This is a genomic window from Streptomyces sp. NPDC002499, from assembly GCF_053595415.1.
On record NZ_JBSFXO010000005.1, the window covers coordinates 107404 to 120614 of the forward strand.

Sequence of the window (13211 nt, forward strand, 5' to 3'; positions counted from 1 at the left end):
CGAGGGGGGTGGGCAACACGAAGGACCCGACACGCACAGCGGGCCGGGGGTTCTCCAGGGTACGTCGCCGGGGGCGGTGTCACTCGGCGGAGTGAATACGGCGTGCTCAGCGCACGGGGGCCGGGGTTTCTCGCAGGGGTTCCGGATCACGGGCATGACAGCGGCCCGGCGCCGTCGAGTCCCCCAAGACTCTTCGGCGCCGGGCCCTCCCCCGCAACCCCCGTATGCGGTGGCTTTGTCCCCCGTGTCCCCCGTGTCCCTGTGGTCCCGTGCTTTCCGGGACCCCTGTCCCCTACTCCGTGGCGATCGCGTTCAGGACGTTCATCCGGCCTGCCCGGAACGCCGGGATCAGGGCGGCGATCAGGCCCACGAAGGCCGAGCCGGCGAAGACCGCGATGATCGTCGGCCAGGGGATGTCGAGGACCTTGAGGCCCTCCAGGGCGAGGAGTTTCTGGGCGGTGGCGCCCCAGCCCATGCCCAGACCGAGGCCGAGCAGGGCACCGAAGAGGGCGATGACGACCGACTCCAGGCGGATCATGCGGCGCAGCTGGCGGCGCGAGAGGCCGATGGCCCGCATCAGGCCGATCTCTCGGGTCCGCTCGACCACCGAGAGGGCCAGGGTGTTCACGACACCGAGGATCGCGACGATGATCGCGAGGGCCAGCAGGCCGTAGATCATGTTCAGGAGCTGGCCGATCTGGTCCTTCAGGGCCTGCTTGTAGTCGGTCTGGTCGCGCACCTTGTACTGCGGGTAGTCGTGCATCGCCGACTTCAGCGACGTGTACGCGGCGTCCTGCTGTCCGTCCTTGGCGGTGGCGAAGACCAGGCTGTCGAGCGGCATCTTGTCGGCCGGCACGTACTTGGCGAGCGTGGCGATCGACATGTACTTGGAGCCCGCGTCGATCAGACCGTCGTTGCTGGTGATGGCCCGGACCGTCAGGCTGGCGGTGGCGCCGTCCTTGAAGGCCATCTTGATCTTCGAGCCGAGGTGGATGTCGTGCGCCTTGGCGAACTTCTCGTGCACCGACATCGAGTCCGGCAGATAGGCGTCCTTCAGCTTGCCCGCGACCGTCTTGACACGCAGGTCCTCCGCGTACGTCGGCGAGGCCGCCGTGACGTCGGTGTTCTTGAGCGTCTTGCCGTCCGGGGTCGTGTAGTCGGCCTCGGCCTCCTTGTACTCGCTGACCCGGGCAAGACCCGGCGTGTCCTTGACCGCCTTCACGGCCTGCGGGGTGATCAGCTGCCCGCTGTCGCTCTGGATGATGAAGTCCGTGCCGACGGTCTTGTCGAGCTGGTCCGAGGCGGAGGCCACCATGGAGGAGCCGACCACCGACAGGCAGGCGACCAGCGCGAGCCCGATCATCAGGGCGGCGCCCGTGGCCCCCGTACGGCGCGGGTTGCGCAGTGCGTTGCGCTCGGCCATCCGTCCGACCGGGCCGAAGATCCGCAGCAGGACCGCGCCCAGCACCCGCACCATGCCGCCGACCAGCAGCGGGCCGATGACGACGAAGCCGATCAGGGTGAGCACCACGCCGAGGCCGAGCCAGAGCGAACCCTCGCTCGCCTTTTTCGCGGACGCGGCCACGTAGAGGCTGTAGCCGCCTCCGCCGGTCAGCAGCAGACCCAGCACGGCCCGGATCCAGCCGGCCTTGGCGTCGGCCGGAGCGCCGGCGTCGCGCAGCGCGGCCATCGGGGAGACCTTGCCGGCCCGGCGGGCGGGCAGATACGCGGCGAAGACGGTGACGACGACACCCAGCAGGAGGCCGATCGTCGGAGTCGTCCAGGCGACGGTCAGATCGCTGGTCGAGAGCTGGATGCCGAGCTTGCTCATGAGCTTCATCAGGCCGACCGCGATGCCGACGCCCGCGCCGACGCCGAGGATCGAACCGAAGACACCGAGCAGCAGCGCCTCCACCAGCACGGACCGGTTGACCTGCCCGCGGCTGGAGCCGACGGCCCGCATCAGGCCGATCTCACGGGTGCGCTGGGCGACCAGCATCGAGAAGGTGTTGATGATCAGGAAGATGCCGACGAGGAAGGCGATCCCGGCGAAGCCGAGCATCGCGTACTTCATGACGTTCATGAAGGACTCGACGTCCTTCTGGTTGGCGTCGGCGGTCTCCTTGGCGGTCTGCACCTTGTAGGCGCCGCCGAGTTCGGCGGCCACGTTCTGCTTGAGCTGCGCGTCGGTGACACCGGACGCGGCCGTGACATTGACGTTGGTGTACACGTTCGGCTCGCCGACCAGCGTCGACTGCGCGGTCTTCGTGTCGAGGTAGAAGATCGCCGCGCCGGGGTTGGTGATCTGGAAGTCGGCGATGCCGGAGATCCTGGCGTCGAAGTTGCCGACCGCGCTGATCACGCCGATCTCGTCACCGAGCTTGAGGTGGTGCTTGTCGGCGGTGTCGGCGTCGACCATGACCTGGCCGGAGCCCTTCGGCGCCGAACCCTCGGTGATCTTCATGGTGCGGGCGTCGTTGCTGTTCCAGCTGCCGACGATGGTCGGGGCGCCGCTGGAGGGCGAGAGGTTGTCCTTCTTGTCGTCGACGACGGTGACGGAGGTGGAGAAGACGGTCCCCTCCGCCGACTTGACGCCGTCGGCCGCCTTCACCTTGGCGAGCACGGAGGCCGGCATGACCGGCGGCTTGCCGTTGCCGGAGGTCGTCTCCCCGCTGTCCGAGGCGCCCTTGGCGCTGACGGTGACATCGGAGGAGGTGGCCGCGAACAGCTTGTCGAAGGTCGTGTTCATCGTGTCGGTGAACACGAGCGTCCCGCACACGAACGCGACCGACAGCAGCACGGCGACCGCCGAGAGGGCCATCCGGCCCTTGTGCGCGAAGAAGTTGCGCATCGAGGTCTTGAGCACGGTCATGACGTACGCCCCCGGGCGTCGAAGTCCTTCATGCGGTCCAGGACGGCCTCGGCGGTCGGCTTGTACATCTCGTCGACGATCCGGCCGTCGGCGAGGTACAGCACGCGGTCCGCGTAGGAGGCGGCGACCGGGTCGTGCGTGACGATGACGATGGTCTGGCCCAGCTCGTCGACGGAACGCCGCAGGAAGCCCAACACCTCCGCTCCGGCACGGGAGTCGAGGTTTCCGGTCGGCTCGTCGCCGAAGATGATCTCGGGCCTGGCGGCCAACGCGCGGGCCACGGCGACGCGTTGCTGCTGACCGCCGGACAGCTGCGAGGGCCGGTGCCTGAGCCGGTCGCTCAGACCCACGGTGTCGACCACCTGCGCCAGCCACTGCTTGTCGGGCTTGCGGCCCGCGATGTCCATCGGGAGCGTGATGTTCTCGATCGCGTTCAGCGTCGGCAGCAGGTTGAAGGCCTGGAAGATGAACCCGATCCGGTCCCGGCGCAGCCGCGTGAGCTTCTTGTCCTTCAGCCCGGTGATCTCGGTCTCGTCGAGGTAGATCTGCCCGCCGGTGACGTTGTCGAGCCCGGCGAGGCAGTGCATCAGCGTGGACTTGCCGGAGCCCGAGGGCCCCATGATCGCGGTGAACTGGCCCCGCGCGATGTCCACGTCGACGTGGTCGAGGGCGACGACCCGGGTCTCCCCGGACCCGTACGCCTTGACGACCTGGCGAGCCCTGGCGGCAACGGCCGTACGCCCTCCAGTGCCCCCGTGCCTGGGAATGGTTACGGCCGAAGTCATGTTTTGTCTCCTATATCGGGCTGCCAAAGCGTCCGGCAGCCTGCGAATGAGCTGTTCGAAGCGGTACGTCCATGAGTCTGTCGTCGAAGAGGGGTCCGGCGCGCTGGTGCCCAGCACCCTCTTCTACGGGGGAAAACCCCACCCCCGCCGGTTCGGTGAACCACCCCATCACCGCTCCGGCACCGCTCCCCAGCGGCATAAAGCCAGGTTAAGGACGCGCGGAGCCGGTCTCCTCCTCCACGGGTACGAACCCGCCCCTGTCCGTTGTACGGAGGAACCCTTAGGGGCAGTCCACCGCCGGGTGGAGTCGATCTAGGGGTTCGGTCCACCCACCGGTCCGCCCGACCTTGCACCCTCCCGCCACGTCAGGGTCAAGTGGGAAGCTGTCCGACGGCAGATAGATGCAAGGGGAAAGGAATCACGTGGACCAGGGGGACACGGACATACGGGCTTCGGTGGCCGGCCAGCCTGCGCAGGGCACGCGCAGACGAGGCGCCGTCGTCGCCGCGCTGATGCTCGCCATGGCCCTCGCGGCCCTCGACTCCACGATCGTCTCGACCGCCGTCCCGCAGATCGTCGGCGACCTCGGCGGCTTCACCTACTTCTCCTGGCTCTTCTCCGGCTATCTGCTCGCGGTGACGGTGACGCTCCCGGTCTACGGCAAGCTGTCGGACACCTTCGGCCGCAAGCCGGTGCTGATCGTGGGCGCGGCCCTCTTCCTGCTCGGTTCGCTGCTGTGCGCGGCGGCCTGGAACATGGCCGCCCTGATCGCGTTCCGCATCGTCCAGGGCCTGGGCGGCGGGGCGTTGCAGGGCACGGTCCAGACGCTGGCGGCCGACCTCTACCCGCTCAAGGACCGCCCCAAGATCCAGTCCAAGCTCTCCACGGTCTGGGCGGTGTCGGCGGTCGCGGGCCCCGGCATCGGCGGACTGCTCGCGGCCTACGCCGGCTGGCGCTGGATCTTCCTGGTCAACCTCCCGGTCGGCGCGGTGGCGTTGTGGCTGATCGTCCGTCATCTGCACGAACCCGCACGGGAGTCGGTCCGACGCCCGCGCGTGGACTGGGCGGGCGCGCTGGCGGTGTTCGCGTGCGGCGGCGTCCTGATCACGGCGCTGGTGCAGGGCGGGGTGGCCTGGCCGTGGCTGTCGGCACCCTCAATCGCCTTGTTCGGTACGGGACTTGCGCTGGTCGCCGTCGTGGTCCTGGTCGAGCGCCGGGCGGCCGAGCCGATCATCCCCGGGTGGGTGTGGCGGCGCCGCACGATCGCGGCGGTCAATCTCGCCCTGGGCGCACTGGGGTTGCTCATGGTCGCGCCGACGGTGTTCCTGCCGACGTACGCGCAGTCGGTGCTCGGGCTCGCGCCGGTGGCCGCCGGATTCGTGCTGTCCGTCTGGACGTTGACCTGGCCGGTGTCGGCGGCGCTGAGCCAGCACGTCTACCGGCGGATCGGTTTCCGCAACACCGCGATGATCGGCATCGGCACGGCGACGCTGGTCCTCTTCGCGTTCCCCTTCCTCCCCTACCCGGGCTCGGCCTGGCAGCCGACCCTCCTGATGCTCCTGCTCGGCGCGGCCCTCGGCCTGTTCCAACTCCCGCTGATCGTCGGCGTCCAGTCGACCGTCGGCTGGTCGGAACGCGGCACGACGACGGCCTCGGTCCTCTTCTGCCGGCAGACCGGCCAGACCATCGGCGCCTCGGTCTTCGGCGCGATCGCCAACGGGGTGCTGGCCGCACGGCTCGGCGGCGCGAGCGACCTGGACTCGGTGACGCGGGGCCTGGACGCGGGCGCGGTCCCGGAGGCGACACGGCGGGCGGTCGCGGACGCGGTGCACGCGGTGTATCTGGGCGCGGGCGGTGCGGCGGCACTCGCGTTCCTGGTGCTGCTGTTCATGGCGCCGAGGCGGTTTCCGGTGCTGAAGGAGTGAGGGTCCGGGGGCGACCCGGCGGCGAAAAAGGGGACGGATACGGAGGGCCTGTAAAGGTCTCAGGGCGCCCAAAGGTATGAGTTAACGCGGGTAACACCGCAGGTCAGCGAAGTAAGCGCGTACCGACCAATCAGTTTGGTGAAACCCTCGCGCATCGCCGGTACCGACGAGTAGCGTGCGTGGCTCCGCCCGCTCCCCACCCCCGCTCACCTCCCTACGCCTCACTCCCTCCGCCCACCTCCCTGCGGTCCGCCGCCACGGACCCGAGCCACGCAAGGAGACCGGGATGTCCTACGACCCGTCCCCGTCGCATCCGCCTTACCCCCGGCACGACTCGTCTCATCCCCGGCACGACTCGTCCCCGTCCTACGACGCCACGTACCCCTGGCAGCCGCCCCTCGACCCGCCCGAACCCGCCAGGCGGCGCCGCCCCGAGCGTCCGCCGCTCGGGCACCACAGTGATCTGCGGGTGCTGCGCAGCGCGTACCGCTGGCAGCGGCGCACCGCGAGTCTGGCCGCGCTCGGTTACTTCACGCTCTTCCTGATCCTGTCGGCCTTCGCGCCCTCGGTCATGACGAGCACCGTCACCGACGGCCTGCCGACCGGACTGCTGCTCGCGCTGCTCCAGATCCCCGTGACCTGGCTGGCGATCGTGCTGTACGAGCGCACGGCCCGCCGGTACGTCGACCCGATCGCGGACCGCATACGCAAGGAGTCCGCGCTGGACGCCAAGCGGGAGGCGGCCCGATGACCGACGGTTTCAGCGGGAACGCGCAGGCCATGTCCCTGGTCGCGTTCACCGCCATCGCCACGATCACGCTGCTGCTGTGCGTGATGACCGGCCCGGACCGCGACGACCTCGACGAGTTCTACACCGGCTACGGCTCCCTCTCCCCGCTGCGCAACGGCCTCGCGATCGCCGGCGACTACATCTCCGCGGCGAGCGTGCTGGGCACCGGCGGTGTCATCGCCCTGTGCGGCTACGACGGGATCGTGCTCGCCCTCAGCACCGCGCTGTCGCTGATGCTGCTGATGTTCCTGCTGGCCGAACCCCTGCGGAACGCGGGGCGCTTCACGATGGGCGACGCACTCGCACGGCGGATGCCGGGGCGGGGCGTGCGGATGACCGCGTGCGTGGTGACCATCGCCGCGCTGCTGCCGCTGATGCTGGTCCAACTCGCGGGCACGGGACAGCTGTTGGCCTTCATCCTCGGCTTCTCCGGCGACTCCCTGAAGACCGCGTGCATCATCGGCCTCGGCGCGCTGATGATCAGTTACGCGGCGATCGGCGGGATGAAGGGCACCGCGCTCATCCAGATCCTGAAGATCGTGATGCTGCTCGGGTCCGGTGCCGTGATCGCCGTACTCGTGCTGAAGCGTTTCGACTGGAATCCTGGCACGCTCTTCGACGCGGCCGCCGCGCAGAGCGGGGTGGGCTCGTCGTTCCTGCACTCGGGGCTGCAGTTCGCGGGCGGTTCCCAGCCCCGACTGGACATGATCGTCTCGCAGTTGACGGTCGTCCTGGGCGGAGCCGTGCTGCCGCACATCACCATGCGCATGTACACCGCCTCCAGCGCGCGGCAGGTACGGCGGTCGATGTCGTGGGCGGTGTCGGCGGTGGTGCTGTTCGTGCTCGTCGTCACGGTGGTCGGGTTCGGCGCGACGGCACTGATCGGGCGCGCGGCGATCGCGCAGGCGGACCCGCAGGGCAACACGGCCTATCTGCTGGGCTCACGCGCGGCCTTCGGCCCGGACGTCTCCACCGCGGAAACGTTCCTGTTCACCACGGTCACCGCGGCGATCTTCCTGACGCTCCTGGCCTCCGTCGCCGGCATGATCCTCGCCTGCGCCAACTCCCTCGCCCACGACGTGTTCGCCGCGCGCGCACGGGAGATGACGGCCCGCCGAGAGATGACGCTGGCCCGGATGTCGGCGCTGGCGGTGGGCGTCCCGGCGATCCTGCTGGCCACACTGGTCCAACACCGCAGCCTGCAACCCCTGGTGACCCTGTCCTTCTGCCTCGGCGCCTCCGCCATCGCGCCCGCCCTGGTCTACAGCCTCTTCTGGCGCCGCTACACCCGAACGGGCCTGCTCTGCACGCTGATCGGCGGCACCACGGCGGTCCTGCTCCTGATGCCGGGCACCAACCTGGTCTCGGGCTCCCCCACTTCGGCGTTCCCGGAATTCGACATCAACTGGTTCCCGTTCACGACGACAGGCCTGGTCACCATTCCCCTCGGCTTCGCCTTCGGCTGGCTGGGCTCGGTCCTGTCCGGACGGCGCACGGCGGAGGAGGAACGCCGGCAGTACGAGGCGGTGGAGGGGTGGATCCTGGCGGGCGCTGTACGGAGGGGCGGCTGACGCGCCCTTGACGCCGGGGACCGCGTCCGCACCCGGCACGCCCCCCTCAGCGTCCCGTCACTCCCCCGACGCCGAGCCCGTCAATGCCGTGAGGCTGCTGCGTACGTAGTCCATCTGGGCCTGTACGTCGTCCCAGCGCTCGCCGTGTTCGCGCAGGACGCGTTCCGTCTCGCGGGCGGTGCGTTCCTCGCGGGCGCGGGCCTCGGCGAGGATCTCGGCGGCACGGGTGTGGGCCTCCTCCTGGCAACGGCGAGCCGACTCCTCGGCCTCCGCGAACGCCCGCTTCGCCTCGGAGAGCGACGCCTCGGCGCGGGCCACCCGTTCGGCCTCGCCCGCGTCCAGGCCGGCCTCGCGCTCGGCCGCCTCGCGCTCCGCCTCGGCCCATCGTTCGTCCTGCTCCTTGGTCTGCTCGGCGAGCATTCCGGCGGTGCGCAGGCGCACTTCGCGGAGCGCGGCGAGGGCTTCACCACGCCCCTCCTTCACCTCGCGCCGGGCGGAGATCCGGATCTCGTCGGCCTCGGCCTGCCCGGCGAGCAGCCGGTGGCGGGCCCGTTCGTCGGCCTCGGCGCGTACGTCGTCGGCGTGCGCCCGGGCCGCGTCGTGCACGCCGGTCGCGTACTCCTGCGCCTCGTCCATGAGGCGCCGCGCCTCCTGGCGTGCGCCCTCCCGTACGGCCGCGCCCTCCTCCTGCCCGAGCTCGAACAGGCGCCGCGCGCGCTCCCCGAGGGTCTCGTAGGTCTGCGGCGCGAGCTGTGCCACGGTCTCCCGCAGCCGGGCCGTCTCCTCCTCCATCTCCCGGGCGAGCACGGTGAGGCGGGCGGCCCGCTCCCATGCCGCGTCCCGGTCGCGGGAGATCGCGACCGCGTACGCGTCGACCTGTTCGGGGCGGTAACCGCGCCCTCGTACGGCCACGAAACCGTGGGTCGGGACCGCTGCGCTGCTCATCCTGGAACCCCTCTCCGCCGAACGGACGCGAAATGATGATGTTCCGCACATCCTGAGGTATCGGACGGAAGTGTTCATAACGCGACACTCCGCGCACAGGTCACGGTCAGTACGCGTATGTACCCGAACAGGGACAGAAATGGGACGAGGGCGGAGACGGGGACGGGGACGGGGAAACGCAAAGGGGCCGGGCGGTCGCTGTGACCGGCCCGGCCCCTCGGCCTCGCTCAGTGGCGGCGGTGCCTCACAGCAGTCCGTCCCACATCTGCTCCAGCAGGACCGACCACCAGCTCTCCGGCGATCCGAGCGACGCCGGGTCGAGGGAGGCCAGCTGGGCCTGGAAGTCGACGGTCCAGCGGCCCGCCTGCTCCTGGTTCAGCCCGTACCGCAGCCGCCACATCCGCCCGAGCAGCCCGAGGCAGCGCTGGAACTCGGGCAGACCCGTGTTCACGAACTGCGGCGGCACGGACCCTCCACCGGGTCCCGCCTCCACGGGGACCGCCACGATGTTGGCCGTCCCGTACTGCACGCAGATCGCCTTGCCGAAGTCGCTGCCCATCACGAGGTACGAGCCCGCGTCCGGCGCCGGCCGCACCCCGCGCTCCTGCGCCAGCTCGGCCAGCGTCGGCACCGGCCGCCCCGGCTGGGCCTGCGCCCAGAAGAACGGGCCCAGGTCCATCGGCAGCCCCGCCGCGACCAGCGAGTGCGCCACGACCGGCGGTACGCCCTGTCGGGACACGGCCGCCTGCTCGAACCGGAACACCCCCGGCCCGAACGCCGCCGCCAGCTCCTGCGCGATCGCCTCCGGCGGGATCGGCGGCGCCGACTGCACCGGAGGCAACGGCGCACGCACCGGCGCCGGGCGCGCGGGACCGTCGGCGACCTGGTGCAACTCGCCCTGGTGCGCGAGCAGTTGGTGCATGCCCTGTTGCCGGCTCGCGTGATCCGTGCCGTACGGGGCGATGCTCGCGATCCGCGCCTGCGGCCACTGCTCCCGGATCATCCGCGCGCAGTACGCGCCCGGCAGCTCGCAGGACTCCAACTCCGTGTGCAGTTCCAGTACTTGGTCCGGCGGCACGTTCATGCCGCGCAGCTCGTGGAAGATCTGCCACTCGGGGTGCGGGGTGCCCGGCGCCGACCGCCGGATCACCTGCTGCTCGGAGCCGTCCTGCGCGCGGTAGCGCAGCACGGCCTGGTAGCCGGGGCCCACGGTCGGCTGCCCTTGCGGCTGCGGATAGCCGTACGCCGGGGGCTGACCGGGCGCCTGCCCGGCCGGGGGCATCGGCGGCTGGGGAGCGCCGGGCGGCACACCGGGCGCGCCGGGAGCCTGCGGCGGAGGCGGCGCGCCGGGTCCGCCGACGGGCGGCGCCGACAACACGGTCTCCGCGTGGTGCACGGCACCTCGCGCGCCCCCTGCGGAGCCCTGCGGACCGGGCCCACCGGGCATGCCGGGGGCACCGGGTGCCTGCGGCGCACCGGGGAACGCGGGTGCGCCGGAACCACCGGGAGCACCAGGACTGCCTGGAGCGCCGGGTGCGCCGGGTGCGCCTGGAGACTGCGGTACGCCAGGGGCTCCGGGCATGCCCGGGGCGCCCGGACCTGCTTGCGCGCCGGGCGAGTTCGGGACACCAGGGGCGCCCGGAGGCTGCGGCGCGCCTCCACCCGGGCCCGGCCGACCGGGGTCGGCGAACATCGTGGCGGCCTGGTGGACACCACCGGGCGGGGTGCCGCCGGGCGGGTTCGGCGCACCGGGCGGGTGAGGGGCACCCGGAGCCTGCGGCGCGCCGGACGGACCGGGCGCACCCGGACCACCCTGCGCTGCCCCCGGCCCCTCGGGACCGAGCGACGACACCATCTGCGTCGGGACGTACCCACCGGCCGGCGCACCGGGCCCCGGCGCGGGCGGCGGAGGCGTACTCCCCGGCCGCGCGCCCGGTGTCCCGGGGGCGCTCGGTGGAGGCGGCGGGTTGCTCCCCGCACCCCGCGCCCGCCGCGGCGGAGGCCCGGCCTTGCTCGTGGCGGCATCCGCGATGTCCCCGGCATCCGGAGGCGCGACGGGCGCCGCCGGCACACCGGGCCCGGCAGGCGGCTGCGGCGCACCGGGAGCACCCTGCGGATAACCGTAAGAAGAACCACCCGGCCCAGCCGACGGCGTCCCCGGCGCACCCGGCGCACCAGAACCGCCCGACGACTGCGGCGCACTCGGCGCGCCCAGCGGATAGCCGTAAGAAGACGCACCCGGCCCGGACTGCGAAGTCCCCTGCGCTCCGGGCGAGTTGGGGGCGCCCTGCGGGAAGCCGTAGGAGGAACCGCTCTGCGCGGGCGGTGGCGTCCCCGGCGCGCCCGGACCGGCCGCACCCTGCGGATACCCGTACGACGAACCGGCCGGCGGGGCCGACGGCGGCGGCGTCGCTCCCCGCCCGCCGGCAGCTCCCGACGCACCCGGCCGAACCGAACCGTCAAGTGCCCGTTCCTCCGCCGTCGGTGGCAGCTGGCTGCCGCCCGACATCAGTGCGGTCTGGGCGTCGGGAGGCGTGTCGTTCGAGTCGCTCAACGGCGGTGCGAAGACCGTCGCCGGCAGCGGTACCGAACGGTCCTCGCCTCCATCGGCGTTGGTGTCGGTCCCGGCCCAGGGAGTGCCCCCGTCGGGCACCCCCGCACCGCCTCCGGCCTCGGGCCACCCCGAGCCGCCGGACGCACCCGGCCCAACAGGCGCCTGCGGAGCGGGAGTCGCCCCCACCGGAACCCCCGCCTGCGTCTCGGGCAACGCCCCTCCACCGGAAGCCGCACCCGAAGCAGCACCGGCACCGGCACTCGCCGCAGAACCGCCGGAGGTACCCCGTCGGTCCTGGATCCCCAGCTTGTCCGCCGCCTCCTGCAACCACTCCGGCGGGCTCAGCAGGAAGGACGTCTGGTTCAGATCCACCCGCGCCGAAGCCGCCGGCACGGCATCCGTGGGCTCGTCCGGGCGGCCGTACTCCTCCTCGTAGCGGCGGACGACCTCGCCCACCGGCAGCGCGGGCCACAGGGTGGCCTCGCCGCTGTCCCGGGCGATCACCAGCCGCTGCGCGCCGCCGTCCGAGCGCGGTCCGTCGGCGCGGTCCTCGGCCCACACCACGAAGCCGAGCTCGAACTCCCGTACCCGCACCTCGCGATGCTGGTACGCCGGCAGATCGCCGTTGATCCATTCCTCCGCGCGCTCCTGCGCCTGCGCGAACGTCACCATCGAGAAGTCACTCCCCCACCGAAGCCGCCGTCGGCACCGCCTGCGCGAAACCGCCGTCCACCATCAGGTTCGCCACGGTCTCCAACTCCGGCGGAGAGCCCGCGAGTCGGGAGAGGAACGTGTCGAAGTCCTCGCCGCACGGCAGCAGCAGCCGCGCCACGCGGTCGGCCGGCGGCCACGAGGGATCGACGTCGCGGGCGTCGTCGTAGGCGCAGAACCAGACCGAACCGATCCGTTCGCCCTTCACCTTCACCGCGAGCAGGCCGCCCTGGACGAAGGCGACGCACAGGTAGTCCTTGGTGAGATGGTCGCGCAGGCACTTGTTCACGTAGACGAGGTCGTTGACCGCCGCCTCCTCGCGGACCGTGAAGAAGGGCTGGTCGATCAGCAGGCCGAGGTCGGCGTCGAGCGCCGTGCCCACCGGCGCGCAGCCGCCCGCCGCCTTCAGGAACGAGCGGTAGGCGCCCGGCAGCCGGTAGCCGAGGTCCTCCTCGACGCCCTGCACCTGCGCCTCCGTCACCGCCACCCCCGACTTCGGCAGCCCGAAGTGGGTGGGGCGGGTCTCCTGGAGCGGGCGCGTGCCGCGCTTGTTCTGGTCGACGTTGCCCGTGGCGATGCCGCCGTGGTGCCGCAGCAGCGCCTTCACCTCGACCGGGACCAGTTCGAGGCGTCGGCCGCCGCGCACGTGGTGCCAGGTCCAGCCGTGCGGGGTGGCCACCGCGGGCACCGTGTCCCACAGTTCGTGCCCGGAGGCGGCCAGGGCCGCGTTCGCCGACACGTAGTCCGTCAGGCGCAGTTCGTCGACCCCGAAACCCTCCGGCGGATCGGCGATCTCCGCAGCGGCACGCGCGTAGGCGGAGAAGTCGGGGTATCCGTGCTCGTCCACCCGCACCCCCCTGGGGTGACGGGCCGCCCGGACCGGATCCGGGAAATGCACGACCTGCCCGGCGTAGGCCGCGTTCGGTGGCGCGGCTTGCCCGAGCCGACCTGTCGTCATGGCGGTTGCCCCCTGCGGCACTCTGTACGGCGCGCGATGACCGGTCCGGCCGTCCATTACGCCCCGTATCGACTGTCTCGTCCGTCTCGACGTCCGTCTG

8 protein-coding genes are annotated in these 13211 nt (G+C 71.6%); 3 read left to right on the forward strand and 5 right to left on the reverse strand.

Annotated features, from left to right (window positions below):
- Positions 1 to 292: 292 nt before the first annotated feature.
- Both ACWD5F_RS14560 and ACWD5F_RS14565 read right to left on the reverse strand, forming a co-directional pair.
- Positions 293 to 2872: an ABC transporter permease gene (locus tag ACWD5F_RS14560; protein ID WP_451254290.1), complete on the reverse strand. Its 2580-nt coding sequence runs from the start codon at positions 2870 to 2872 to the stop codon at positions 293 to 295.
- The gene (locus ACWD5F_RS14565; RefSeq protein ID WP_401716673.1) at positions 2869 to 3657 is read right to left on the reverse strand and encodes an ABC transporter ATP-binding protein; all 789 of its coding nucleotides are present in this window, start codon (positions 3655 to 3657) and stop codon (positions 2869 to 2871) included. The genes ACWD5F_RS14560 and ACWD5F_RS14565 overlap by 4 nt, the downstream gene beginning before the upstream one ends.
- A 512-nt stretch (positions 3658 to 4169) precedes the next feature.
- Between ACWD5F_RS14565 and ACWD5F_RS14570 the strand changes: the two genes are divergently transcribed.
- From ACWD5F_RS14570 to ACWD5F_RS14580, 3 genes are all read left to right on the forward strand, one after another.
- Positions 4170 to 5582: an MFS transporter gene (locus ACWD5F_RS14570; RefSeq protein WP_451255091.1), complete on the forward strand. Its 1413-nt coding sequence runs from the start codon at positions 4170 to 4172 to the stop codon at positions 5580 to 5582.
- Positions 5583 to 5868: 286 nt separating this feature from the next.
- The gene (locus ACWD5F_RS14575; protein WP_451254292.1) at positions 5869 to 6333 is read left to right on the forward strand and encodes a DUF485 domain-containing protein; all 465 of its coding nucleotides are present in this window, start codon (positions 5869 to 5871) and stop codon (positions 6331 to 6333) included.
- Positions 6330 to 7943: a sodium/solute symporter gene (locus ACWD5F_RS14580; RefSeq protein WP_451254294.1), complete on the forward strand. Its 1614-nt coding sequence runs from the start codon at positions 6330 to 6332 to the stop codon at positions 7941 to 7943. The genes ACWD5F_RS14575 and ACWD5F_RS14580 overlap by 4 nt, the downstream gene beginning before the upstream one ends.
- Positions 7944 to 8000: 57 nt before the next feature.
- Here ACWD5F_RS14580 and ACWD5F_RS14585 read toward each other — a convergent pair whose 3' ends face one another.
- From ACWD5F_RS14585 to ACWD5F_RS14595, 3 genes are all read right to left on the reverse strand, one after another.
- Positions 8001 to 8888: a cellulose-binding protein gene (locus tag ACWD5F_RS14585; RefSeq protein ID WP_451254296.1), complete on the reverse strand. Its 888-nt coding sequence runs from the start codon at positions 8886 to 8888 to the stop codon at positions 8001 to 8003.
- A 244-nt stretch (positions 8889 to 9132) separates the two neighbouring features.
- Positions 9133 to 12114 carry an SUKH-4 family immunity protein gene (locus ACWD5F_RS14590; RefSeq protein ID WP_451254298.1) on the reverse strand — a complete coding sequence of 994 codons (2982 nt, stop codon included), beginning with the start codon at positions 12112 to 12114 and terminating at the stop codon, positions 9133 to 9135.
- Positions 12115 to 12121: 7 nt separating this feature from the next.
- On the reverse strand, positions 12122 to 13111 hold the full coding sequence (locus ACWD5F_RS14595; protein WP_451254300.1) for an SMI1/KNR4 family protein: 990 nt from the start codon (positions 13109 to 13111) through the stop codon (positions 12122 to 12124).
- Positions 13112 to 13211: the final 100 nt, after the last annotated feature.